The organism is Aeromonas sp. R2-3 (genome assembly GCF_040908375.1).
Taxonomy (GTDB): domain Bacteria; phylum Pseudomonadota; class Gammaproteobacteria; order Enterobacterales; family Aeromonadaceae; genus Aeromonas; species Aeromonas veronii.
On sequence record NZ_JBFODP010000017.1, the window covers coordinates 1 to 22,645 of the forward strand.

Sequence of the window (22,645 nt, forward strand, 5' to 3'; positions counted from 1 at the left end):
GACAACGAGGTGATCTGCGCCTCAGTAGCCGCTGGAAACCGCATTATCGGTATCGAGAAATGGAAACCAAGCTGCTGGCTGGCAGCGATTGTCAGTTGACAACGAGGTGATCTGCGCCTCAGTAGCCGCTGGAAACCGCATTATCGGTATCGAGAAATGGAAACCAAGCTGCTGGCTGGCAGCGATTGTCAGCTGACAACGAGGTGATCTGCGCCTCAGTAGCCGCTGGAAACCGCATTATCGGTATCGAGAAATGGAAACCAAGCTGCTGGCTGGAAGCGATTGTCAGCTGACAACGAGGTGATCTGCACCTCAGTAGTCGCTGGAAACCGCATTATCGGTATCGAGAAATGGAAACCAAGCTGCTGGTTGGCAGCGATTGTCAGCTGACAACGAGGTGATCTGCACCTCAGTAGTCGCTGGCGACCCCATTATCGGTATCGTGAAATGAAATCCTGGCTGCTGGCCGATCTTCGGCTCGGTGCTTTCTGGCAGATGGATTATCGGTAGTGTGAGATGGAACTCGTCCTGTCCAGCGATGGCGATTGTCAGCTGACAACGGAGTGATCAGTACATCAATGCCCGCAGGCATTTGCATTATAAGTATCGTGAAATGCTTACAGTACATCAATCTCGGTATCAGCGATTTTTTCAGAATATCTCCCAGGCACAGGGTTGTTGTTTTCAACGGTTTTGTTGTAGTCACAACGAGAGGATTGAGATACCTGCTGGCTTCCTAATCGGCTGTCTGGGCGATGCGTTTGTGAGTTGTGACACCGACGATTTCCTAAATAAGGTCTCCTTTTCCTACAGGCCTCATGAGAGGACTGCCTAGTATCATCGCTACTCTGTGAGGGTCGACGGAGCACCGGATGTAGCGTTTGTGGGCAAACTTCTGGCCGAATGTGACGCATCTCCCTGATGCGTCTGATGACAACGAGTGTGGTTTCGTATGGATCCGCCTGGAGCTGAAACTGTACCAAACCAGCTCAGGGCGGTTTGTATGCAGTGATAAGGTGAGGTGTTTGACGTGTTCGAGTTTATTGCAAATCCAGGGCGGGCCATTGGGTAAGAGCAACAGCCATGCTATGGCTATGGCAGCAATGACGCAGGCGAGACCCCAAGGGCCTTTGCGATCAAATAAACTTTTTCAAGGGTTACCCTAGTCTCCCCACGTTCGATTTTTCCCATATGACCACGGTCTATACCAGCAATTAGCGCTAGTTTTTCCTGTTGCATACCTCGTGCAGACCGCAGTTCTCGTACATTTTTACCGAATGCAGTTGCGAGCATCGCCAGCTCAAACTCGTCAGAATCCATTTTATCTCCTCACTAGAGGATCTATGGTCTACGTTATACGGCGCACTGTACACGGCTGTGATTACACGCATATAATGACACTGCATATAAGCATCATTTCGAGGTGGAAAATGTCTAATCAGCAGATCGTTCTGAGCCAGAATCAAAAAAGTGGCACAGTGACACTAACCTTTCAAGATGCGGATTTCCTAGCCGCAGTAGGAGATTCCTTGAGAGTGGAGTCATTCCTACATGTTACTATCAATCAATCCGTATATGATGAATTTGTTAAGAGCTTGATGGCTTCGTTTGTTGCCGAATTTATGGATTTTAAGGAAAATTGGCCGATACCTCAGGAGCTAAGAAGGTGAACAAGTCTCTGACATAAAATGCTGGTGCTCATATGGAGTCGTTTCTCGGGGCCATTATTAGTTATGCTTGGTATTCCAGCCAGTCTACAGCCCTTGGGTGAATCACATAGGTCGACAGTGGCACAAGTTAGATAGACGGCTCTTATGTTCCGCGAGCGTCACTAGCACGCCCGAGCTTTTTTGCCGAGTACGGTATCTGCCTCCCAATTGCCAAACTGCTTCCGGCTATCGACGATGGCGGGACGTTCATCAACCGAGCGCTCGTCCTAGATGAAGGTGCGCTTGCTGATGCGCCAGATAGGCAGGTAACCCTCCTGGTGGGCATTACGACGTCGCTCTCGATAAAGGGTGGAGCGATGAACGACAATGGCTTGCGCAGTGGCGGACACTGGCACGCCTGCGCAAAGTACGCGGATATCTGGTATCGTTACCCCTCGGCCAACTGCTGATAACTCATGGTGATACTGCTTTTGCTTTTGCTTTTGCTTTTGCTTTTGCTTTTGCTTTTGCATTTGCTTTTGCTTTGGCGAGTTGAAGAGTACCACAGCGTCAGCTGTTGGTTACTTCCCACCGTTTAACCATGAGTGTCGCACTTTTTATCCGACTTCCCGGTGCTCGGTACTAGCACCCATTGAAAAGCTATTTTTGCTTGTTAGCTGCATAGCTAATGATACTATATTGAACGTTTTTTGGTTTCCGTAGCTGAGTTTCTGTTCAGCTAATTAAAATTGAAAAAAAATAATGTAAATATTATGTTGTTATATTTGATTGCTCTATTATAGTGGATTGAAAATGGAAACTATATCTCCCCAGAAAAGCCAATTTATTATGGAAAGGGGCGCAGGGTCGATAAACTTTGATTACGACCAATTTTTAGTTGAAGACCTTTTGGACGAAAATTCGTTAGCTGGATTTTACGGGCCCAGCGGTTCGAGAAAATCGTTCATTATAATAGATATTGCCTGTCGGATTGCATCAGGAAAGAAGTGGCAGGGTCGGGAGGTAAAACAGGGTGCTGTAATCTATATTGCTGCCGAGGGAAGCAATGGCATGAAAAAACGCATGCACGCCTGGATTAATAAATACAATAATGGGCAAGACCTGGACAATCTGTACCGTATATCACAACCAATATTTGTATCACAGCCACAGGTTGTTACCGATTTGATTTTGGCTACAGAGAATGTTAAAAATGAAACTAATATGCCTGTAAGATTGATCGTTATTGATACGCTTGCACGCAGTTTTATTGGTAATGAAAACTCTGCTGAGGATATGGGGAAATTCATCGCTGGTTGTGATGAAATAAAATACAAAACTGGTGCAACAATTCTCATTGTGCATCACACAGGGAAAGACCTAGGTCAGGGTGCAAGAGGTGCCTATTCATTCAAAGCTGCATTAGACAGTGAGTATTTTATAACTAAGATAGAAGGCAATGGTACTATAACTACTAAATTAGAATGCACTAAAAATAAGGAGGGGAGTGACGGATTAAAAATGGAAATAAATCTACAGATCGAGGCTATAGGGAAAACTACAAAAGGAAAAACCATTGATACCTTGGTTGTCATAGACCATGATAGTCGTTTGGTCGGAGCCCCAAGTACTATACAAGATAAGAACAACCAGCGACCCCGTAAAGATAAAAAAACTAAAGAAATAGTTGATGAAAATTTCTAAAAATAATGGCCACAATATAAAGAATTTCGCTCTGGCTGCTCCTTTTTTAGGGCGAGTACCTAGGTTGTTCATGCCTATGCCAAGTGGTAAGCGTCCAATAAATATTATACTAGATGCTGAAAGTGGTCATGAAAAACTGCGTGTTGAATTGGCGGAAGGGCTTGATAGTTCAGACCAAAGCGTGCTTCTCGTATTAATCGCCCTAGCAGGAATTGATAGTAAAATAATTTCGTCAGCCAATACAGGGCCGAAGTCGAGTCTGTTGTGGAATGATTTGAATGTAAGTTTTGATGCTGAAACTGAACAATGCGCTTTAGTAACTACTACACAGACCGACATTTTAAACATTCTAGGGTGGAATAGATCGGGTCATGAATACAATAGGTTGAAGAAATGCTTAAATAGATTGAAGAATGTAAGTTTACTTATATCTAAGGGGGAGAGACAGTGGCGATCTGGGCTGCTGAGTTATCTAATTAACAACACGTCGGCAATTGGTGGGGAAGATATCGTCTATGTTGTTTTGAACTCCAAAATTGCAAGGGCGCTCGATGGGGGACAGTACGCTAGGATATGTTTGGAGGAGCGTCGTTCGCTTAGCTCAAATATAGCCAAGTTGCTTCATACATGGCTTTCATTCAATATCAATCATGGCTACCACTTATCTCCTTATATAGATACCCTAGTACAGCGGATTTGGGGAGAGCCATGCAAGCCTCACCAATCTAAATCAAAAACAGAGTATGAAAAAAAAGAGATAAGGCGTAAACGTGCTGAGATTGTTACTGCATTGAAGCAGCTCAGCGAGTTGGACGGCTGGAGAGTTCGGTTTAATGACAAGGTTGGCTCTAATAGGCAGGTTGAGGTGAAGCGTTTAAGAGTCATCAATGGGGCTGTAGAAAAGAGTAACCCATGACGTTAAAGCGATGTACGCCGTCAGCGTTAAAGCATGGTACGTGGCTACGTTAATTCATGGTACGAAAATTGATTGTGAAATCTCTTGCAGCCCTTGCCTTACAAGGGCTTCAGCCATCTCGTGTTCCTGCTGTTTAAGAAGATCTTAAAGGAAGACTCCTCTTATTACGAAAAAAACTCAGTATCTCTATTGCTCAGTGTAAAACACTGAGCATCATGATGGCCAGTTCCTTTTCTGTTCGCTATGGTGTCAATCTATGCGTTTTAAGCTTAGTGGCTATACACAGAATCAATACCAGCCATGAAAATGGTATTATCACCCTCAGCCCTCATCTTGAGATAAGTGGGTTCATCATAATGATGTTCATAGATCATGGAAAAGTAGTGTGCCATCGAATTTCAATTTGGCTGGTAAACAATTAACGATTTCCATAACTAAAAATAGTAATGCCATCTGTTCATAAAAAAGTCCCGACCATATACAAGAATTTATGCGGGTGTCAATTTTTTGATAAAATGAGGGCGAAGCCCTAAAATTTTAAAGCGAAGCGCCTAATAATACAAATCGAATAACAACGAAGTGGCACGAGCGTGTGCGAAGCTAACACGCGGGTGTTTAAATTTCAATTGTGCTCAGATATCACTCACTCGCTATGGTAGTGATAGTATTTTTATTCAACGTTAGAAATCTATCTATTTATCATTTGTCTTTTTTATTTCTATCCAATTCAGCAGTTCGAATTCGTCTCATAGTTGCATGAGAGTAGTGCCGTTCGATCATTTTTACGCTGTTGCCGACCTGCGCAGCAATGTGTGCAAGCGGCTCTCCCCTAAGTATCTCATTAGTTATATAGGTATGCCTGAACCAATACAATGTTCCTTCAACTTCCATCTCATCAGCGAAAGATCGCCAAATCTCAGCAGGACGTTTTAGTTCGAATAGGCACTGGCTTGGAGCCTTAGCTTTGGCTTCAGAAATTTTTTCAAATCCCTGTATTTTAGCAAGCGGAGACATTACCTCAATTATAACCTTGCTCTCCTGCCCACTCCTTGAAATAATCATCTCACGGCCCTCTTTTATAGTGCCCTCCATTTTCCCCTTGCGTACTTTTAAGTAATAATCTTTTTCTGTTTTTAGATCATCCCATCTAACACCAAGTGCCTCATTCCCTGTTCTAATACCGGTTAAATAAAGAAACCTGCAATACAAGTTAAAAATTACTCTATCGGTATTTGTTGGGGATAATGATTGCCATTTAGTTAATTTATCAAAAATTGTTTTTATTTGATTAGGTTCCCAGCACTCTCCTTTTATAATATTTTTAGTTTCTACTTTATTGCTCATGTCAGGTATCGAGCTTATGAGGGCTTGTTCTTTTGCTTCAAGCAAGATCCTTCTCAATACAATATGGATTGAGTTGGCAAGTGATTTTCCTGGAGCATCATGAGTCTCACAGTATTTATTCCAAAACAGTCTAACTGATCTATCGTTGATGCTAGCAATCTCTTGCTCACCAAAATATGGAAGGAGGTGATTCTTGAGCAAGCTTATGTAGTATGTATCTATAGGCTTAGAGCGCTTCAAGTAGAATTGAACGATTTCATTCGCTATTGTTTTAAACGTAATACCCTTTTTAAGCGCAACACCACTCGATAATTTAATTTTTAACATCAGTGCTATTTGATGTGCTTCGGACGTTGCATCTCGTAAGTCGAGTTTCCGTGTGCTCTGACGATAGTCATGAATGCCATCTGCTGGTTGATGGACTCTACAGTGCCACCTGGCGCTGCCTTTTTGTTTGAATAGTGTTATGCCCCCGCCCAAATCATGACGATTTTTGAACGTGCTCTGACTGTCAGCCTCGATCCTCTCTGCCAGCATTCTAGCCAAGTCATGTACAGAAAATTTACTCAACACATCGATCAAATCGCTCATGAGAAGCCCCTAATACTCAACGCAGTCTCATACTAGCATTGTGTATAGTTCCATGGATATCAATTTTGAAATTGTTGTAAGTGGCTGAATTTATAGTGGTATGTTGTATTGCGTTCTGATTGCAAATCAGGACGATGCCACCTGATGGCATCGTAGTGGTTGAGCTGCGGTGCAAGATGCCCTCCGAGAGGAGGCTCAATGCAGCGCGACCCGATGACGGCATATCCGGGCCTATCTACAGAAGATGCGCCGGATATTCGGGGTGCGAGATTGTACTCGCCCCCACGTCATCATGCAATTTGGCAGGAAATTGTTGGCTGCGCGAGCCGACAGGATGCCGAAATGAAACAGCCGCTCAGGCCCAACGGGAGAGGGGGGCGGGCATGGCGTAGACGTAACCCTGTTGATAGTCACAGCCGAGCTGGTCGGCAATCTCGATATGGGTCTGGTTTTCCACCCCTTCGCACACCACCTTCATGCCGAGTCGCTGCAGGTACTCCACCAGTCCGGTCAGCATGCGTAGGGCGTGGGGCGTCTTGCTGGCTTGCAGCAGCAGGGATCGATCCAGTTTGATGATCTCATAGGGCAGCGCCAGCATGCGCTGGAAGTTGCACTCCATGGTGCCAAAGTCATCGCAGGCAATATGGGCACCGTGGCTGCGCAGTACCTCGATCAGCGCCCTGTGCTGTCGCTGCAGCGGGGCCTGTTCCAGCACTTCGAACCAGATCTCGATCCCCAGTTTGCGCGCTTGCATCAGCACCAGCAGCAACAGGTTCTGATAGGTCGGGCTGCACAAGGCCGGATTGAGGTTGATGGAGAGCAGAATGGGGCCGGCCTGTGCCAGGGTCGGCAGGTCCCGCATGATGGCCCTGAGCATGACGATATCCAGATGCAGAGATTGATCCTCACTGAGGGAGGCGAAGTCGATGCCCTGATAGCTCTGCTGGGCAGGCTCCCAGCGTCTGGCCAGCGCCTCAAAGCCTATGATCTGGCGATCCCGGGTAACGATGGGCTGATAAAATGGCACGGCAATGTCCGCTGTCGTCAGGGATGCCACGTCACCGACCGGAAACTCTTCTTTAAACGCAAACATGTCACTTCCCTGCTGACTGAGATGATTTCGGATCATAGGGGAGTATGTTGAAAGCTGGCTGTAGGAATTGTCTGATTGTTTGCAGAAAAAATACTTTGGCAGTATCAGATTATTCCGATTAAGCCCGCTGTGTGGATTATCTAGACTGGCCTCAATGACGAATCGCCGAGACAAATATCATCATTTGGCGATTTGCATATATGGAACTCATATATTTTCGGAGCCTGCAATGAAGGCACCACTCTCTATCGTTTTTACAGTGTGATTATTATTCATGAATAAGATTTTTACCGTGTTGTTGCTTATATTCAGCAGCAATGTCTTGGCATCTCCAGATATTAGCGTTGGCACCTTATATGACTATATGTCGGCAGAAAAAACTACGCTGCTCAAGCGGGTTAGAAATCTTGGTGATGAGACGGCATTTGTCAAAATAACCTTGGTCGAAATTATATATGGTGCCGATGGCGTGCCGAAGGAGCAGGAGTTACCGGAGGAGGGCGTTCGTCAGTTGGTGACAAGTCCATCACGGTTGATTATTCCCGCAGGTGGCATGCAGGCTACCCGTTTTATTTATATGGGGGAGCGGGAGCGGGAGCGTTATTTTCGAGTGCGTTTTGTACCGGTCAAACCACAGGACGATGAAATAACCGAATTACCACCACAGCAACAAATTAGCGCCGGGGTCAGCATTATGACCGGTTTTGGCACCATTCTGTTTGTGGCACCCAAAGAGACCCGTTATGACACCCGGATTGACCGCGAAAATGGCGCCCTCTATGTGGAGAACCGGGGCAATGCCACCGTTATTCTCGATTATCTGGAGTTGTGTGGCGAAAAAGAGAGGTCATGCAGTCAACCGGAGAAGATGCATCTGCTGCCCGGCGTTAAGAAGCGGGTCAGTGAAGAGGCAACCCGGACTGTTCGTTTTGAACTGATCGAAGGGAAAAAATCGGTATTCAAGGAGTTCAAGCTCTGAATCCCGATATATCACAAGAAAGGCAATCACACCTGAAGGAGTAGTTATGAAGAAGTTATCGATCATCCCGGCCTTGCTATTGGCGAGCAATACGCTGATGGCGGCAGAGCGAGTCGAGCATACGGTGACCGTAACGGCGCAGATCCCGACCGAAAACTTTTATGTGCAGCCCGTGGGAGACTGGATGAGTACCCCGCAGAAACTGGCATTCAACCCCTTTAGCCAGAAGCTGGATCCCTTGGCCAAGCAGCTGGAGATGAAGAGCACCATTGGCCCCATCAAGGGCTATCTGGTTTATCCCGCCACCATGGCCAGCGGTAAAGAGAGCATCGGTTTGACAGTCAAGGTGGCGGGCGTCGCGCTGACCACCACATCCGCCGACTTGCTGAACCAGGCGGATGCCAATACCGGCAAACAGGTCGGGCTGGAGATTATTCCGGCCGCGGCGCCAACCGGTGGCTATAAGCCCGGCAACTATCAGGGAATTGTCAGCATGATGTTTGAATCAGAGGCACCGCCGGTACCGCCTGCTCAAGGCAGCTGACATGAGTATGTGGGGGTCATCAGGCCCCCTTTCATTGAAATTCCAGGCATTCAGGCTGCACTTCATGGTTCGTTCTCTTCTTCTATTGCTCGGGTCGTTGCTCTCTGCCTCACTGGCGGCGGCAGACCCGGCACAGTTGCTGCAACAGGCGCGGCAGTTGCCAGAGGGGTTTGAAGAGCACTTTTTCGGCGTTCCCCTGATGGTCCGAGCCACTGTCGACGGTCGCCTACTAGGGGATGGGGAGGTACTGCTCGGGCGGGATAACTCGGTACAACTTCTCTCACTGGTGGATGTACAGGAGAGCGAGTTTGACGAGGGGGCACGTGAACGCTGGTTGAGCAAGTTGGGAAGCCATCTGCCGCTCGGCGAGTGTGGACGGGCCTGTCCTGAAGGCATCGTGGGGTTGCACTACAGCCTGGAGGAGTCCCAGCTCTCGGTACTGACCGGTCAGGTGGAGCAGGGAGCGCGGGATCAGCGTTTTATGGCGTTGCCCCAAGAGAGCAAGGGGTTGCTGGTCCAGAACCAGCTGAACCTGGTGCAGGGCACCCAGCACAATGGACACTACAACCTGCAGTTGGAGGGCAGCTGGGGGCAGTGGACCCCTTTTATGGAGGGGGATGCCACCTGGCAAGAGGGTGGGCCAACTGATCTGGGGATGGCTCAGATCTATGGAGAACGGCTCCATGAGGCCAATTTTTATCGTCTCGGCTTCTTCTTTCCCTCGGCGCAGGGGTTGGTGCGTCAGCCCAACTACTACAGTGGTGCGACGCCTACAGTGCTTGGTGTGATGTGGGGCAGCTCGGATCTGTTGCGCCGGGAACGCGGGGTACCCAGTCTGGCGCCGATCCAGGTGGCACCGGCACGGCCGGGCATGGTTGAGATCTATCGGGACGGCAACCTCATCCAGTCCCAGCCGGTCGTATCCGGTCTGCAGGCGCTCGATACCCGCTCGCTACCCGGTGGTATCTACGAGGTGGAGCTGCGGCTGCTTGAGGATGGTCAGGAGACCCGCCGTTGGCGCGAAATGATCTACAAACCCTCCAACTGGCAGACACCGGAGGAACCGTGGCGTTTCAACCTGTTTGCCGGGCGTCAGACCCGCTGGCTGGTGCGGCAGGGAGACAGCGATCTGGAAGGCGCCAGCGGTGGTGCTGCGGTGAACCACCTGCTGCTTCCCTCGCTGGTGGTGGGGGCGGGTAGCCAGTATGTGGACAGACGTGCCCAGCACTCCCTCTCACTCGACTGGGAGGCTACCAGTCAGCTCCACGGCTTTGCCTCCCTCAACCAGAGTGTCGGCATGGGATGGGGTTACGATCTGCAGGGGATCTACTGGCATGGCAATAGCAGTCTGGTGGCCAGCCATTCACGCAATCTGCGCAAGCAGGGGGAGGCAAGTTCGGTGTCCAGCCTGTCACTGCAGCAGTCGTTGGAAAAGTGGGGCTCCCTCGGTGTCTATGTTTCTCACCAGTCTGGTCGTGGCAATGGTGCTGATGTGGGGTGGCACTATAGCGATCGGTTGTGGGGGCGTTGGGTGACCTGGGGCGTGACCCTGTTCGATCGTCCCGGCAGCGAGAGCACGGCGCAGCAGCGGGATCGCGGTAGCACGCTGAGTCTCACTATCAACTTGGGGGGAGATGATCGCCAGTTGTCGCTGGGGCTGGGCAGCAATACCTCACGCTCGGGCGGTGCCCAGCGCAGCGCCTATCTCAACTACCAGCAGGAGGTGGATTGGGGCCCGCTGCGTCAGGTCAGCGTGGGCAGCACCCATGACAGCTATGGTACCGGTCTATCCGGCTATGGTCGTTTCGCGTCGTCCTGGTTGGGTGGCGACCTGTTTGCCCAGCACTCCTCCTATAACGCAGAGGTGACCGGCGGCGTCAACCTGGAGAGTGTGCTGGCGCTGGGGCATGAAGGGGATCTGGCGCTCGGTTCCCGCGATATGGGCGGTATGGGCAATGAGGCGGCGATGATCCTCGATATTGCGGCCGATGATGAGGCAGCGCGGATCCGGGTCAGCGACGATCTGGGCAGCGTACAGACCCTTGGGCCCGGTCGTCATCTGGTCTCAGTGCCAGCCTTGCAAAGTGGCGCCTTGCAACTGGAGATGGCCGACCACGAGGGGATGCCACTCACCATCAAGCCCACCGTGCTCCCCTACCACCTTAATCGCGGCGGGGTGGGTTATGGCCAGGTGAATGCTGTGAGCACCGTTACTGTGATTGGTCGCCTGCTGGACGAGCAAAGCCAGCCGCTGCGTGGTGCCATGGTCAGTAACCCTATAGGGCGGGCATTTACCGAAAATGATGGCTTCTTTGCGCTGGAAGCGAGCCGACGACAGCCGCAATTTAGCGTGGAACACAATGGTACCCTCCATTGCAACAACTCATCAGGAGTGCAGAGTCGTACGGAGGCATCGGAGATTATTATGTTGGGAGAGTTAATATGTTCACCTGGTGTGACTGTAAAAAATGAAAACTATTAAAATATTAGTTCTACTGATGTTTAGTCACTCTTCTTTGGCTGATGTGATTGATATTACTGCAGACTATAAACCTGAGAGCTATGAAGTGAGTGGTGGGCGTTTTATCAACACCACTCCGTGCGATGTCGGTCAACCGATTTCTTATTGTGACCCACAGAATCCGCTAGAGTCATCGGTTATAGTAAAACTCCCAGTGTCGATAGCAAAAACAATAAATTCGGCGAAGGGTAAACAGAACTACCTAAGTTACTATCGACTTTCTGGTCCTAAAAAAGTGACGTTGACGAACAGCAACAATGGAGAACGCCATGAATTGGCATTTATTCCAACCAATATAGGTGCCAAGGTAATAAAAATGGAGTATCCAATTGTCAATAATAATAGATGGCCCATGCATACTATTGGTGGTGATTGCTATCAAAGCTTTAGTACTTGGGGGGGGTCAGGGTCTGTAGTAACTGGGCAACTTTTTTTATACTCTATTAATGATTTAGCTCAAAATGGTGCGTCTGAGTGCTATCACAATAGCCAACTTGGTGATGGAACATCATACTCTGTCGATTGGCTGAATTATGGCTTTCGTATAAAAGCACCTAATCCATTGACTATGTCAAATGGAAAGTATACCGGTAGTTTAAAAATAATGGTGGGTCGTAATAAGGATATTGACCTAGGTGATGCAACCTATTCTGGGGGAACAGAGCATGAACTTAAATTTACACTGACAGTCCGTCATCAATTGAAAGTTGATTTTCCCAAAGGAGATAGCGATGGCCATAGCCAAGTAACCTTATTGCCACCAGGTGGGTGGAGTAATTGGATTCATAGTGGAAAGCGAGAGCCAAATTTCTTGCAGCAAGACCTTCCTTTTCGGATATGGTTTAGTGCCCCATTTACAGTCGCACTGCGTTGCCAATATCAATGGTCTACTAGTGGTGAGTGCGCATTAAAAGATAGCAAGGGACGAACAGTACCATTAAAAACATACTATGTGAACAGATTCAATGAAACGACTTTATTGACTACAAATAAATCCAAATTTGTACTTCCTGTACAGGGGATTCCTGTTATCAATTCAGCCAGAGCAATTCGATTTCAGATAGTGGGTGGGACGGTCGCCGAAATGATGAAATATCCTGGTTCCTCCTTTAAAGGCGATGTCACCTTGATATTTGATGCGGCTATCGATTAGCAGAGTCCGTTGCTTTTGGCATAGTCAAAGAGTGCGCTATCGCTGCTAATGCCCAGCCGAGTCATGGCACTCTTTTTCTGAGTGCTGATGGTTTTGACACTGCGATGAAGGTAGTTGGCAACTTGGGTGACCGACATGCCGCTGGCCAGCAGACGCACAACTTCACTCTCCTTGGGCGTAAGCAGGTTGTTGTTGCTTTGCCCGGAAATACCGGCACTGGCCAGCAGCATTTGTACTGCCGGGCCAATATAGCGATGGCCGAGCAATATCTGGCGAATGGCATCAGCCAATTCATTAATAACCGATTTCTTTAGTATCAGACCCTTTACTCCAACCTGAATAAGGGATTGCAAGATGGCACTATTCTGGATTTGGGTCAGCACAATAATGGGCAGATTGGGATAATCCCGGCGCAACTGCTGGATCATGACCATGCCATCACTACGGGTATCTCCGGGCATGCTGAAATCAGTGATCAACAGATCACAATCATGTTGCTGTAATAAATTCAGCAAGTCAGATACCTGATATGCCTCGGCGATCACTTCACAATGAGGGGTTATCTGGTCAATCAGGCTGCGGATCCCGGTCAGAATCAAGGGGTGGTCATCGGCAAGAATAATCTTGAAGGACATGGATGAGCCTCTTATAAAACGGTGAATAATATTCAGGCTATCAAAACTAACATTTCTATACTACCGTGCGCACCCTATTTTTTTAGGTGCATATATCTCTTTGGAAGTATATTTGAATCGTTATGTCTATATATTCTTCACTTATCTCATTGATCAAACGATTCATAATTATTGTCTTCGTTTTTTCGCTGACGCCTGCCGTATTTGCGGCAAAAGGGTCTTCTGTTCCAACGATTAAAGTGGGCATATTGGCCGGAGGGTGGGGACCCTTCCAGCAGTGGGACGGCAAGGTCGCGGCCGGATTCAGCGTCGAATTGATGGAGCAATTGGCCAAGAAGCTGGACTACCGGATCGCCTGGCAGGTCTACCCCGACTGGGAAGCCATGTATGCCGACGCCTGCAGTGGCAAGCTGGATATCCTGCTCGATGCCTTTAACTCTGAGGTGCGCCAGTGCATCACCTATAGCCTGCCTTACTACACCTCGCCGTCCGTGGTGGTGGTGCGCCAGGACAGCCCCCTGTTTCGGGATGTGAGTCGGTTGCAGTCCGCCAGCATTGCCATCGAAAAAGGTTTTCTGACCGAGAAGTTGGTCAAGCTGCACTATCCCAATGTCACATCGCGGCTTTTTGTCGATACACGCCGTGCATTGCAGGCGGTTGAACAAGGTCGGGCAGATGCCTATATCGGCAACCTTCATGTGGCCAATCTGTTTATCGAGCGTCACCCGGCGTTGGCGGTGGTTGCTCAGTCTCCCTTGTTGATGGAAACCCTGCATCTTGGCGTTGCCAGCCAGAAACACTCTCTTGCCATCCGGCTTGATACGGCGATTCAGGCTCTGACGGTCGAGGCGCGAAGTGAACTGGAGAAACGCTGGCTGAAGGAGAGCCTGGAGCCCAACTTTATGGGGCACAGTCATTTTTTACTGCGTCCTGATGAGCGAGCCTGGCTCTCGATGCTGCCACCGCTCAAGCTGGGGCTGATCCCCGGCTGGGTGCCCTTCTCCTATCACGCTGAGGATGGCAATTCGGTCGGCTTGATAGCGGATTATCTGAAGGTGTTGCAAGAGAAGCTGGGGCTGGCATACAGCAGCGTCCCTGTACAGAGCTGGCCCGAACTGCAACAACTGCTGCTGCATCATGATGTGGATCTGGCGGTACTGCCCGCTCGCATTATCGAGCGGCTGGTGGGTTGGCATGCCAGCGAACCCTTCGCATCATTCCCGATGGTGCTGGTGACGGCGCGCGGTAGTATTCCGATCGGGGATCTCTCTGATCTAGCTGGTAAAAAGCTGTTGCTGACCGACAGCATGCTGATCCCCCAGCTGAGGGCAATGGTGCCTGACCTTAAACTGATCACGACCAAGAGTGCCAGCGAGGGGCTCGCCCAGGTTGCAGCAGGTCAGGGAGATGCCTATATCGGCAATCTGGTGGTGGTTTCCCGTCTTATCACCGAACAGTTTGATGACCGACTTCATATTGCCGCACCCACCCCCTTCAAGGATGAGTTGGCCGTTGCGGTACGTGAGCCTTACATCCCCTTGCTGCCCTTGGTCAACCGGGTGCTTGCCAGCATGAGCGACAAGGAGCAGCGCCAGATACGCAACAGCTGGCTGGCGCTCAATTACAGCGAAGGTATCCCCAGAGCGAAACTGGTGCGAACCCTGCTGCCCGCCGGGGTGGCAATCACGCTCTTTATTCTGGTGCTATCGGTGGCTTACTGGCGGCTGCGTCAGGAGATAGTTCGTCGTCATCAGGTTGAGGCAGCACTCGCCAGAGCCAAGGCCAAGGCGGAGTCTGCCGCCACCCAGAAAGGGGAGTTTCTGGCCACCATGAGCCACGAAATTCGCACGCCTATGAATGGCATTATCGGTATGGCGGAACAGCTCACCTTTACCGAATTGACCCAGGATCAGCGCCAGATGGTGGAGGTTATCAACCGCGGTGCCCAGGGATTGCATGCGCTGATCGACAACGTGCTCGACTTCGCCAAGCTGGAGGCAGGCAAGATGCAGCTCGAAGAGGCTCCGTTTCTTGTCCGGGAGCTGCTTGACAGCGTGCTGACCATGACGGTGAGCGAAGTACATCGCAAGGGGTTGCGCGTTTATCTCTGGGCCGATGCCGGTGTGGCGGCTCGGGTAAGTGGTGATGCGCTGCGTCTGCGCCAGATCCTCTTCAACTTTGTCAGCAATGCCATCAAATTCACCGAGCGGGGCTTTATCGAGATCTCAGTGCAATTGCTGTCGCAGGGGGAGGGACAACAGCAACTGCGCTTCGGCGTGCACGACAGCGGCATCGGTATGAGCCCAGAGGCGCTTGGCCGGATCTTCAATGCCTTTGAACAGGCAGAGAGATCCACCACCCGCAGTTATGGTGGTACCGGCTTGGGCCTGAGTATTTGCCAGACCCTGGCCACCTTGATGGGTGGCGAGATCCGGCTGGAGAGTGCCCCTGGGCTAGGCACTTTTATCACCCTGACGGTTACGTTGCCAGAGCTGGCACAGCGAGAGCCGGATCTCCGTCTCAATGGCGTGCAAGCCCATATCGATCTCCATGACGAGAAGCTGTGCCACACCCTGCTGTTGCATCTTGATGCCTTGGGGGTAACACGAACGTTGGAGTCTGGTGATGCTCATTTGCGTTTCACAGACCATGAGTTGGCGGGCAACGGGCTCATCCGGGTGCTGCCGCTGGCAACCCCTCTCGGTTATCGTTGTGATGAGGAGGGTTACATCCTCAACAGCAATCCCATGACCTGGCATGCGGTGCGGGAAGTCTGCTATCGCCAGCTTGGCTTGAGCGATGGGACGGCAACGAAAGCGATGCGAAAGAGCGCACCCATGCAGACCTGTCGGGTATTGCTGGTGGAGGATAATCCCCTCAATCAGTCGCTGGTAATACGCCAGCTCAGGCAACTTGGGATGAACTGCGATGTGGCAGAGCATGGCCAGCGGGCTCTCGAGATGGTCGCGCAGCATCCCTATGAGCTGGTGCTCTGTGACTGTCAGATGCCGGTGATGGATGGTTATGAGTTCACCCGCAGGATACGGGCTGCAGAGAAAGGCGAGCGGCAGCTGATCATCGCCATGACGGCCAATGTGTTGCCAGAGCAGTCTGAAAGCTGTTTTGCCGCGGGCATGGATGATCTGTTGGGCAAACCGATACTGCTGGATACTCTGCGCCAGATGTTGCAGAAGTGGCAAATCTTACCCGCGCCAACCTTGATTGATATTGCAGCTATGGAGGCATTTTTTGGTCATGGTGACAAGTTGCAGCAGATGTTTCCGCTTTTTCGCCAGGAGCTTGAACAGTCGATGGTGCAGGAGTCACTTGATGACAATGCATTGGCCAATTGGGTGCATCGTCAGGCGGGGACCATCAGCATGATGATGGCACCGGAATTGGCTGAACAGGCATGGCGATTGGAAGAAAAAATCCGTCAGTTTGGATCGCCAGCTTGTACAGATGAGCTGACACGCTTTCGTGCCCAATTACAGCAAATCATCGATGAATTGACGTTATTGAGCGAGAAAGGGCACTCAGTTATCGAGGGAGAGCTGGAGTAAGGGGAACTGTTCACTCATAAAATTGCGGGGGCTGTGGCCATTGCCTGCGCTGGCCAGCCATTCCCAATCCAGCTTTGGCGAGCCCGCTTTGAAGCGTTGATAGGCAACGCCCTGATGAATGGTCAGAAAGAGGGTCGTGGGGAGTCCCAGCTTGTTGCTGTAGCGCACCATCAGATCGCCCTGATAGTCGTTGCTGATTCTGACTTTGAGCGCCTGTAGTGTCAGACCGGTGGCGTGACCATGCTCGTCCCAGACTTCAAACATGATGTGAACACTCTGATGTCGATGATGCCACGATGAGCAAGATGGGATGCAATTGCAACTGTCAGATCTGACAAGGTCGGAAAAGTGTGATGAGAATGGCAAAAAGCGAAAACCCGGCGCGAGGCCGGGTTTTCTTGAATGATGGTGGAGGGAGAAGGATTCGAACCTTCGAAGGCAGAGCCGTCAGATTTACAGTCTGATCCCTTTGGCCGCTCGGGAACCCCTCCACAGGGGCAAAGCAAATTGTATTCAGCCATTGCAACCAGGGAAATGGTGGAGGGAGAAGGATTCGAACCTTCGAAGGCAGAGCCGTCAGATTTACAGTCTGATCCCTTTGGCCGCTCGGGAACCCCTCCACGGGGTATTTCCTGATTGTCACTACTTTTGCACTTGAATGGTGGAGGGAGAAGGATTCGAACCTTCGAAGGCAGAGCCGTCAGATTTACAGTCTGATCCCTTTGGCCGCTCGGGAACCCCTCCCCAAGTGCGAGGCGCATACTATCAGATCCAGAGGCTTTGTGAACCCCTTGATGAGGCATCTGGCAGTAAAAAATGACTGTTCGTCGATTTTTGATACATCCAGCTCAAAATACAAGCTTATCAGCAAGTTGTGCGCTGCTTTTCTGCACAAAACAGCATCTGTGCAATTTGGCGATCGCGCTGAAGAGAAGGTAGATAGAAGAAGACCGCCAGTGTCGGCGGTCTTGCCGGGCATCACATCTAGCGCTGGAACGGGTAGACCGAACCCAGTTTCAGGATCTGGGTCAGCTCGTCCAGTGCGCTGCGGGACTCCTGCACCAGTGCCGGATCCCGCAGGTCATCGAGGGTCAGGCGGTCGCGGTAGTGGCGATCGACCCAGCCATCGAGGCGGGCAAACTGGCTGTCGTTGATAAGGCAGGCCGGATTGACCGCAGCGAGTTCCTGATCGTTCATGGCAACCCGCAGTCGCAGGCAGGCCGGGCCGCCGCCATTGCGCATGCTCTGTTTCACATCCATGTAGTGGACCGCCTTGATCGGCGTCTCCTGCGTCAGCAGCTTGCCAAGATAGGCCGACACCGCCGGATTGTCGCGGCACTCGGTGGGGGCGATGATGGCCATCTCGCCGCTCGGCAGGGTGAGGATCTGGGTGTTGAACAGGTAGGATTTCACCGCATCCAGCACGGATACCTCGGCGGTCGGCACTTCGATAAAGTGCAAATCCCCCTCGCCAAACTTGTCGCTGATCTCGGCCAGCACCCCTTCGGTGTTGAGGAACGCTTGCTGGTGGAAGAAGAGCACGTTCTGGTTGCCCACCGCGATCACGTCGTTATGGAATACCCCCTGATCGATCACCTCCGGGTTTTGCTGAATAAACACCACGCTCTCCTCGCCAAGGCCATGCAGGCGGGCGATGGCCTGGCTTGCCTCCAGGGTCTGGCGGGCAGGGTAGCGCTTCGGCGCCGGGCGGGAGTAGTCAAAGGCGCTGCGGCCATAGACGAACAGCTCGACCCCCGCCTCGCCATAGGCACGGCAGAGGCGGGTGTGGTTGGCCGCCCCCTCGTCGCCGAAGTGCTCATTCTCCGGCAGATGGAGGTGGTGGCTGAAGTGGCGATCATTGTTGAACACGGCTCGCAGGATACGGCCCGTGACGTCCGGCTCCAGGGAGCGGTGAAACTTGTTGGTCAGGTTGGCGGGGGTGAAGTGAATGCGGCCATCCTGGGTATCGGCACTGGGGGAGACGGTGGCGGCATTGGCGGTCCACATGCTGGAGGCTGAATAGCAGGCAGCCAGTACGGCGGGAGCCTGTTTGGCGGCCTGTTCCAGCACCCGGGCATCGTTGCCGGTGAAGCCGAGGCGGCGCAGGGTAGCGAGGTCGGGACGCTCTTGTGGCGCCAGTACCCCCTGGGTCATGCCAAGCTCGGTCAGCGCCTTCATCTTGCGCAGTCCCTGTTTGGCGGCCTCTTTCGGATTGGAAGCCTCCTGGGCATTGCTCTGGGAGGCAACATTGCCGTAGGAGAGGCCGGCATAGTTATGAGTCGGGCCGACCAGACCGTCGAAATTGACCTCGAAGTGCTTCATTGAGTACATCCTTTCGATTTTTATGATGGGTAGCGGTTCCTTCCGCGCACAATGCGTCGGGGTTGGGCCATTATAAAGAGATTTTATGTTTTTGTAACAAGCCGGTAACCAGCAGACGTTTTTATGTCGTTTCAGATATAAAAAGAGGGGCGGTATGGCAGAAAATTGAAAAAGCGGTTGCGTCCGGCCTGTTGCCTTCGCATTAATAAATAAAGAAGCAATAAAAGAAGCCGTGTGGTTCGGGCTGGTCAGGCAAATTTGCTCACAAGATTGCTTTTTCGCGCCAAATCTCTTATACAGCCCCACAAAACCGCACACCAACCCCGTCGGGTGCAATGAGGATAATAGTTACAGCATGGGCAAATCACTGGTCATAGTGGAGTCTCCGGCCAAGGCCAAGACGATCAACAAATATCTGGGCAAGGACTACGTGGTGAAATCCAGCGTTGGTCATGTTCGCGATCTGCCCACCAGCGGCAGCGCCAGCACCGAGCCCAAGAAACCTGTCATTCGCGGCATCAAGTTGAGCGAATCCGAGAAGGCTGCCAAGGATCGCAAGGCCCTGTTTGCCCGGATGGGTATCAATCCGACCGCTGGCTGGCAGGCCAACTACCAGATTTTGCCCGGCAAGGAGAAGGTGGTCAGCGAGTTGCAAAGTCTGGCCGAGAAAGCCGACACCATCTATCTCGCAACCGACTTGGATAGAGAAGGAGAAGCGATCGCCTGGCACCTGCGCGAGATCATCGGTGGCGATGACAGCCGCTACAAGCGCGTGGTGTTCAACGAGATCACCAAGAGCGCCATCAAAGAGGCGTTCGCCCAGCCGTCCGAACTCAATATTGACCGCGTTAATGCCCAGCAGGCTCGTCGTTTCCTCGACCGAGTGGTGGGTTACATGGTCTCCCCGCTGCTGTGGAAAAAGCTGGCCCGCGGTCTCTCCGCCGGTCGGGTGCAGTCTGTTGCGGTGCGTCTCATCGTCGATAAAGAGCGCGAAATCAAGGCGTTCGTTCCGGTCGAGTTCTGGGATCTCAATGCCGACCTGCTGACCGCCGACAAGAGCGATCTGCGGATGGAAGTGGTCAGCCGCAACGGGGCCGACTTCAAGCCGGTGACCCAGGCCGAGACCTTTGCCGCTGTCGCAGCCCTGGAAGGGGTCGACTACAAGGTGGTGAACCGGGAAGACAAGCCGACCGGCTCCAAGCCATCCGCGCCGTTTATCACCTCCACCCTGCAGCAGGCGGCCTCTACCCGTCTGAGCTTCGGGGTCAAGAAGACCATGATGATGGCCCAGCGTCTCTATGAAGCGGGTTACATCACCTATATGCGTACCGACTCCACCAACCTCAGCAAAGAGGCGGTTGAAGCGGTGCGTGAATATATCGGCGAGCAGTATGGCGCGGCCTATCTGCCAGCCGAGCCGAATCTGTATGGCGCCAAGGCCAATGCTCAGGAAGCGCACGAGGCGATCCGTCCCTCCAACGTACAGGTGACAGCCGAGATGCTGGAAGGGATGGAGCCGGATGCCATGCGTCTTTACGATCTCATCTGGCGTCAGTTTGTTGCTTGCCAGATGACCCCGGCTCAGTACGACTCCTCCACCCTGACTGTCAAGGCGGGCGAGTTCGAGCTCAAGGCCCGTGGTCGTACCCTGCGCTTCGCCGGTTGGACCAAGGCCCTGCCGCCGATGGGTCGCAAGGGCGAAGATAGTCAGCTGCCGGCGGTGACCGTGGGCGAGGTGCTGAAGCTGATCAAGCTGGATCCGCGCCAGCACTTCACCAAGCCGCCTGCCCGTTTCACTGAAGCTGCGCTGGTGCGCGAGCTGGAAAAACGCGGCATCGGCCGTCCGTCAACCTACGCCTCCATCATTTCCACCATCGTTGATCGCGGTTATGTGCGGGTCGAGAGCCGCCGTTTCTTTGCCGAGAAGATGGGCGAGATTGTCACCGATCGTCTGGTGGAGAACTTCGTTGAGCTGATGAACTACGAGTTCACCGCCAAGATGGAAGACAAGCTCGATGGCATCGCCGAAGGGAGCCTGGAGTGGAAGAAGGTGCTGGATGCCTTCTACGCTGAGTTTACCCAGGAGCTGGAGAAGGCCGACAAGGCGCCCGAAGAGGGCGGCATGCGTGCCAACCAGATGGTGATGACCGACATCGACTGCCCGGATTGCGGCCGCAAGATGGGTATTCGTACCGCCACCACCGGCGTGTTCCTTGGTTGCTCCGGCTATGCTTTGCCGCCGAAAGAGCGCTGCAAGAAGACCATCAACCTGGTCTCTGCCGACGAGTTTGTCTCCGCCACTGACGGTGAAGAGGCGGAAACCGAAGCGCTGCGCGCCAAGCACCGCTGCGGTGTCTGTGGCACTGCGATGGATGCCTACATCATCGATGACAGCCGCAAGCTGCACGTCTGTGGTCGCAACCCGGACTGCGATGGCTACGAGATCGAGAAGGGCCAGTTCAAGCTCAAGGGCTACGAAGGGCCGAGCATCGAGTGCGACCGTTGCGGAGCCGAGATGCAGCTCAAGAACGGCCGTTTCGGCAAGTACATGGGCTGCACCAACGAGACCTGTAAGAACACCCGCAAGATCCTGAAAAACGGCGACATCGCGCCGCCGAAGGAGGATCCGGTGCCGCTGCCGGAGCTCAAGTGCACCCAGTCCGATGCCCACTTCGTGCTGCGTGACGGTGCTGCCGGTCTGTTCCTGGCGGCCAGCAACTTCCCCAAATCCCGCGAGACCCGCGCGCCGCTGGTGGAAGAGCTCAAGCGCTTCAAGGATCGCATCTCTGCCAAGCACAAATATCTGGCCGGTGCCCCGCTCACCGATCCGGACGGCAACCCCGCCATCGTACGTTTCAGTCGCAAGACCAAGGAGCAGTACGTGATGAGCGAGGTCAACGGTAAGGCGACCGGTTGGACCGCTCACTACGACAACGGTACCTGGCAAGAGAGTTTGCCAAAGGCTAAAAAAGCCTGATGAAAAGAGGCCCCGACAAGGGGCCTCTTTGCTTATGGATAGCGGTATACTGAGACAGCTGCAAGGAGTGCAGCTGTCGTCAATCGCGAAGTAGACAAGGAGGTTGAGATGGAGATTAACGAGATCCGGCCAGGCATGAGCTGCATGACTCGGGAAGGGGCGGCCTATGTGCTGGAGGTGGACCGACAGAGCTTGCTGGTGCTGCTGCAGCGCGCGGATGAGACCATACCGGTGCAGGTGCGCAGCGACGAGATCCTGGCGCCGCTGGAGTGATCCGGCTGTGACCCCCTCAAAACGGCAGTAGAAAAAGCAGCTCGGCCAGATCGGGCTGCCATTGCCACTCCTTCATTCTGACCCGCCCACCGATCACCACGACCCCCTCCTGCTGCAGGCGTCCCGTCTGTTCGGCAAAGCCTGGCGATCCTTTCGGTAACGAGATGGTGCCCGCTGCGCCCAGCACCCGATGCCACGGCAGGACCTTGTCGGTTTCCCGCAGCACCTTGCCTACCAGTCTTGCCCGTCCGGGCAGCCCCGCCAGATCGGCCACCTGACCATAGCTGACCACCCGGCCTGCCGGGATCAGGGCGATGATCGCTTCGATACGGGCCGTTTTGTTCAATGGGGATGGACTTGGTTCAATGCTCATAGACCCGA

The 22,645-nt window shown here is 52.3% G+C and carries 17 protein-coding genes, 3 tRNA genes and 1 pseudogene; 10 read left to right on the forward strand and 11 right to left on the reverse strand.

What is annotated here, in order from left to right; all coding sequences use genetic code 11:
* Positions 1–1,092: 1,092 nt before the first annotated feature.
* Positions 1,093–1,320: a helix-turn-helix domain-containing protein gene (locus AB5Z02_RS05725; protein WP_081043428.1), complete on the reverse strand. Its 228-nt coding sequence runs from the start codon at positions 1,318–1,320 to the stop codon at positions 1,093–1,095.
* Between the two features lie 110 nt (positions 1,321–1,430).
* On the opposite strand from AB5Z02_RS05725, the gene AB5Z02_RS05730 reads away from it, so the two are divergent.
* Entirely contained in the window at positions 1,431–1,670 is a 240-nt protein-coding gene (locus tag AB5Z02_RS05730; RefSeq protein ID WP_058055950.1) for a hypothetical protein, read from the forward strand.
* Between the two features lie 132 nt (positions 1,671–1,802).
* Here AB5Z02_RS05730 and AB5Z02_RS05735 read toward each other — a convergent pair.
* Positions 1,803–2,088: pseudogene (locus AB5Z02_RS05735) on the reverse strand (hypothetical protein); the annotation flags it as partial.
* Positions 2,089–2,462: 374 nt separating this feature from the next.
* Between AB5Z02_RS05735 and AB5Z02_RS05740 the strand changes: the two are divergent.
* Positions 2,463–3,353: an AAA family ATPase gene (locus AB5Z02_RS05740; protein ID WP_005303807.1), complete on the forward strand. Its 891-nt coding sequence runs from the start codon at positions 2,463–2,465 to the stop codon at positions 3,351–3,353.
* Positions 3,340–4,269: a replication protein C, IncQ-type gene (gene repC, locus AB5Z02_RS05745; protein WP_081043429.1), complete on the forward strand. Its 930-nt coding sequence runs from the start codon at positions 3,340–3,342 to the stop codon at positions 4,267–4,269. The genes AB5Z02_RS05740 and repC overlap by 14 nt, the downstream gene beginning before the upstream one ends.
* A 699-nt stretch (positions 4,270–4,968) precedes the next feature.
* Here repC and AB5Z02_RS05750 read toward each other — a convergent pair.
* Complete coding sequence (locus AB5Z02_RS05750) at positions 4,969–6,204, reverse strand: site-specific integrase (protein ID WP_058055688.1); 1,236 nt, start codon at positions 6,202–6,204, stop codon at positions 4,969–4,971.
* A gap of 355 nt (positions 6,205–6,559) precedes the next feature.
* Positions 6,560–7,297 carry an EAL domain-containing protein gene (locus AB5Z02_RS05755; RefSeq protein WP_368215544.1) on the reverse strand — a complete coding sequence of 246 codons (738 nt, stop codon included), beginning with the start codon at positions 7,295–7,297 and terminating at the stop codon, positions 6,560–6,562.
* A 274-nt stretch (positions 7,298–7,571) separates the two neighbouring features.
* Between AB5Z02_RS05755 and AB5Z02_RS05760 the strand changes: the two genes are divergently transcribed.
* The 4 genes from AB5Z02_RS05760 to AB5Z02_RS05775 all read left to right on the forward strand — a co-directional run bounded on the left by AB5Z02_RS05760 (position 7,572) and on the right by AB5Z02_RS05775 (position 12,494).
* A complete protein-coding gene (locus tag AB5Z02_RS05760) occupies positions 7,572–8,276 on the forward strand; it encodes a hypothetical protein (protein ID WP_139493524.1) in 705 nt (234 codons plus the stop codon).
* 46 nt (positions 8,277–8,322) lie between these two features.
* Positions 8,323–8,820 (forward strand): CS1 type fimbrial major subunit, encoded by a 498-nt coding sequence (locus AB5Z02_RS05765; RefSeq protein WP_113739741.1) that lies wholly within the window; start codon positions 8,323–8,325, stop codon positions 8,818–8,820.
* Between the two features lie 64 nt (positions 8,821–8,884).
* On the forward strand, positions 8,885–11,302 hold the full coding sequence (locus tag AB5Z02_RS05770) for a TcfC E-set like domain-containing protein (RefSeq protein ID WP_113739752.1): 2,418 nt from the start codon (positions 8,885–8,887) through the stop codon (positions 11,300–11,302).
* Positions 11,289–12,494 carry a hypothetical protein gene (locus AB5Z02_RS05775; protein WP_368215546.1) on the forward strand — a complete coding sequence of 402 codons (1,206 nt, stop codon included), beginning with the start codon at positions 11,289–11,291 and terminating at the stop codon, positions 12,492–12,494. The genes AB5Z02_RS05770 and AB5Z02_RS05775 overlap by 14 nt, the downstream gene beginning before the upstream one ends.
* On the opposite strand, the gene AB5Z02_RS05780 is transcribed toward AB5Z02_RS05775, so the two are convergent.
* Complete coding sequence (locus AB5Z02_RS05780; protein WP_113739742.1) at positions 12,491–13,129, reverse strand: response regulator; 639 nt, start codon at positions 13,127–13,129, stop codon at positions 12,491–12,493. The genes AB5Z02_RS05775 and AB5Z02_RS05780 overlap by 4 nt on opposite strands.
* A 248-nt stretch (positions 13,130–13,377) precedes the next feature.
* Between AB5Z02_RS05780 and AB5Z02_RS05785 the strand changes: the two genes are divergently transcribed.
* Positions 13,378–16,692: a transporter substrate-binding domain-containing protein gene (locus AB5Z02_RS05785; RefSeq protein ID WP_368215548.1), complete on the forward strand. Its 3,315-nt coding sequence runs from the start codon at positions 13,378–13,380 to the stop codon at positions 16,690–16,692.
* Here AB5Z02_RS05785 and AB5Z02_RS05790 read toward each other — a convergent pair.
* The 5 genes from AB5Z02_RS05790 to astB form a co-directional block, all read right to left on the reverse strand.
* Positions 16,666–16,956 carry a hypothetical protein gene (locus AB5Z02_RS05790; protein WP_005353834.1) on the reverse strand — a complete coding sequence of 97 codons (291 nt, stop codon included), beginning with the start codon at positions 16,954–16,956 and terminating at the stop codon, positions 16,666–16,668. The genes AB5Z02_RS05785 and AB5Z02_RS05790 overlap by 27 nt on opposite strands.
* Positions 16,957–17,098: 142 nt before the next feature.
* Positions 17,099–17,183: transfer RNA gene (locus AB5Z02_RS05795), tRNA-Tyr, on the reverse strand.
* A 44-nt stretch (positions 17,184–17,227) separates the two neighbouring features.
* Positions 17,228–17,312, reverse strand: a tRNA-Tyr gene (locus AB5Z02_RS05800).
* Between the two features lie 39 nt (positions 17,313–17,351).
* Positions 17,352–17,436, reverse strand: a tRNA-Tyr gene (locus tag AB5Z02_RS05805).
* Positions 17,437–17,676: 240 nt separating this feature from the next.
* Positions 17,677–19,014, reverse strand: a complete 1,338-nt coding sequence (gene astB / locus AB5Z02_RS05810) for an N-succinylarginine dihydrolase (RefSeq protein WP_368215549.1) — start codon at positions 19,012–19,014, stop codon at positions 17,677–17,679.
* A 355-nt stretch (positions 19,015–19,369) separates the two neighbouring features.
* On the opposite strand from astB, the gene topA reads away from it, so the two are divergent.
* Together topA and AB5Z02_RS05820 are read left to right on the forward strand one after the other, a co-directional pair.
* Positions 19,370–21,991: a type I DNA topoisomerase gene (topA, locus tag AB5Z02_RS05815; RefSeq protein WP_100653220.1), complete on the forward strand. Its 2,622-nt coding sequence runs from the start codon at positions 19,370–19,372 to the stop codon at positions 21,989–21,991.
* 108 nt (positions 21,992–22,099) lie between these two features.
* Positions 22,100–22,264: a hypothetical protein gene (locus tag AB5Z02_RS05820; protein ID WP_005334891.1), complete on the forward strand. Its 165-nt coding sequence runs from the start codon at positions 22,100–22,102 to the stop codon at positions 22,262–22,264.
* Positions 22,265–22,280: 16 nt separating this feature from the next.
* Here AB5Z02_RS05820 and AB5Z02_RS05825 read toward each other — a convergent pair whose 3' ends face one another.
* The gene (locus AB5Z02_RS05825; protein ID WP_019446729.1) at positions 22,281–22,637 is read right to left on the reverse strand and encodes an MGMT family protein; all 357 of its coding nucleotides are present in this window, start codon (positions 22,635–22,637) and stop codon (positions 22,281–22,283) included.
* Between the last annotated feature and the right edge of the window lie 8 nt (positions 22,638–22,645).

Bases quoted from the DNA above. Each gene is read 5' to 3' on its own strand.
- AB5Z02_RS05790 (WP_005353834.1), bottom strand. From the start codon at position 16,956: ATGTTTGAAGTCTGGGACGAGCATGGTCACGCCACCGGTCTGACACTA.
- astB (WP_368215549.1), bottom strand. From the start codon at position 19,014: ATGAAGCACTTCGAGGTCAATTTCGACGGTCTGGTCGGCCCGACTCAT.
- repC (WP_081043429.1), top strand. From the start codon at position 3,340: ATGAAAATTTCTAAAAATAATGGCCACAATATAAAGAATTTCGCTCTG.
- AB5Z02_RS05740 (WP_005303807.1), top strand. From the start codon at position 2,463: ATGGAAACTATATCTCCCCAGAAAAGCCAATTTATTATGGAAAGGGGC.
- AB5Z02_RS05755 (WP_368215544.1), bottom strand. From the start codon at position 7,297: ATGTTTGCGTTTAAAGAAGAGTTTCCGGTCGGTGACGTGGCATCCCTG.
- AB5Z02_RS05750 (WP_058055688.1), bottom strand. From the start codon at position 6,204: ATGAGCGATTTGATCGATGTGTTGAGTAAATTTTCTGTACATGACTTG.
- AB5Z02_RS05760 (WP_139493524.1), top strand. From the start codon at position 7,572: ATGAATAAGATTTTTACCGTGTTGTTGCTTATATTCAGCAGCAATGTC.
- AB5Z02_RS05770 (WP_113739752.1), top strand. From the start codon at position 8,885: ATGGTTCGTTCTCTTCTTCTATTGCTCGGGTCGTTGCTCTCTGCCTCA.
- AB5Z02_RS05765 (WP_113739741.1), top strand. From the start codon at position 8,323: ATGAAGAAGTTATCGATCATCCCGGCCTTGCTATTGGCGAGCAATACG.
- AB5Z02_RS05780 (WP_113739742.1), bottom strand. From the start codon at position 13,129: ATGTCCTTCAAGATTATTCTTGCCGATGACCACCCCTTGATTCTGACC.
- topA (WP_100653220.1), top strand. From the start codon at position 19,370: ATGGGCAAATCACTGGTCATAGTGGAGTCTCCGGCCAAGGCCAAGACG.
- AB5Z02_RS05730 (WP_058055950.1), top strand. From the start codon at position 1,431: ATGTCTAATCAGCAGATCGTTCTGAGCCAGAATCAAAAAAGTGGCACA.
- AB5Z02_RS05725 (WP_081043428.1), bottom strand. From the start codon at position 1,320: ATGGATTCTGACGAGTTTGAGCTGGCGATGCTCGCAACTGCATTCGGT.
- AB5Z02_RS05775 (WP_368215546.1), top strand. From the start codon at position 11,289: ATGAAAACTATTAAAATATTAGTTCTACTGATGTTTAGTCACTCTTCT.
- AB5Z02_RS05820 (WP_005334891.1), top strand. From the start codon at position 22,100: ATGGAGATTAACGAGATCCGGCCAGGCATGAGCTGCATGACTCGGGAA.
- AB5Z02_RS05825 (WP_019446729.1), bottom strand. From the start codon at position 22,637: ATGAGCATTGAACCAAGTCCATCCCCATTGAACAAAACGGCCCGTATC.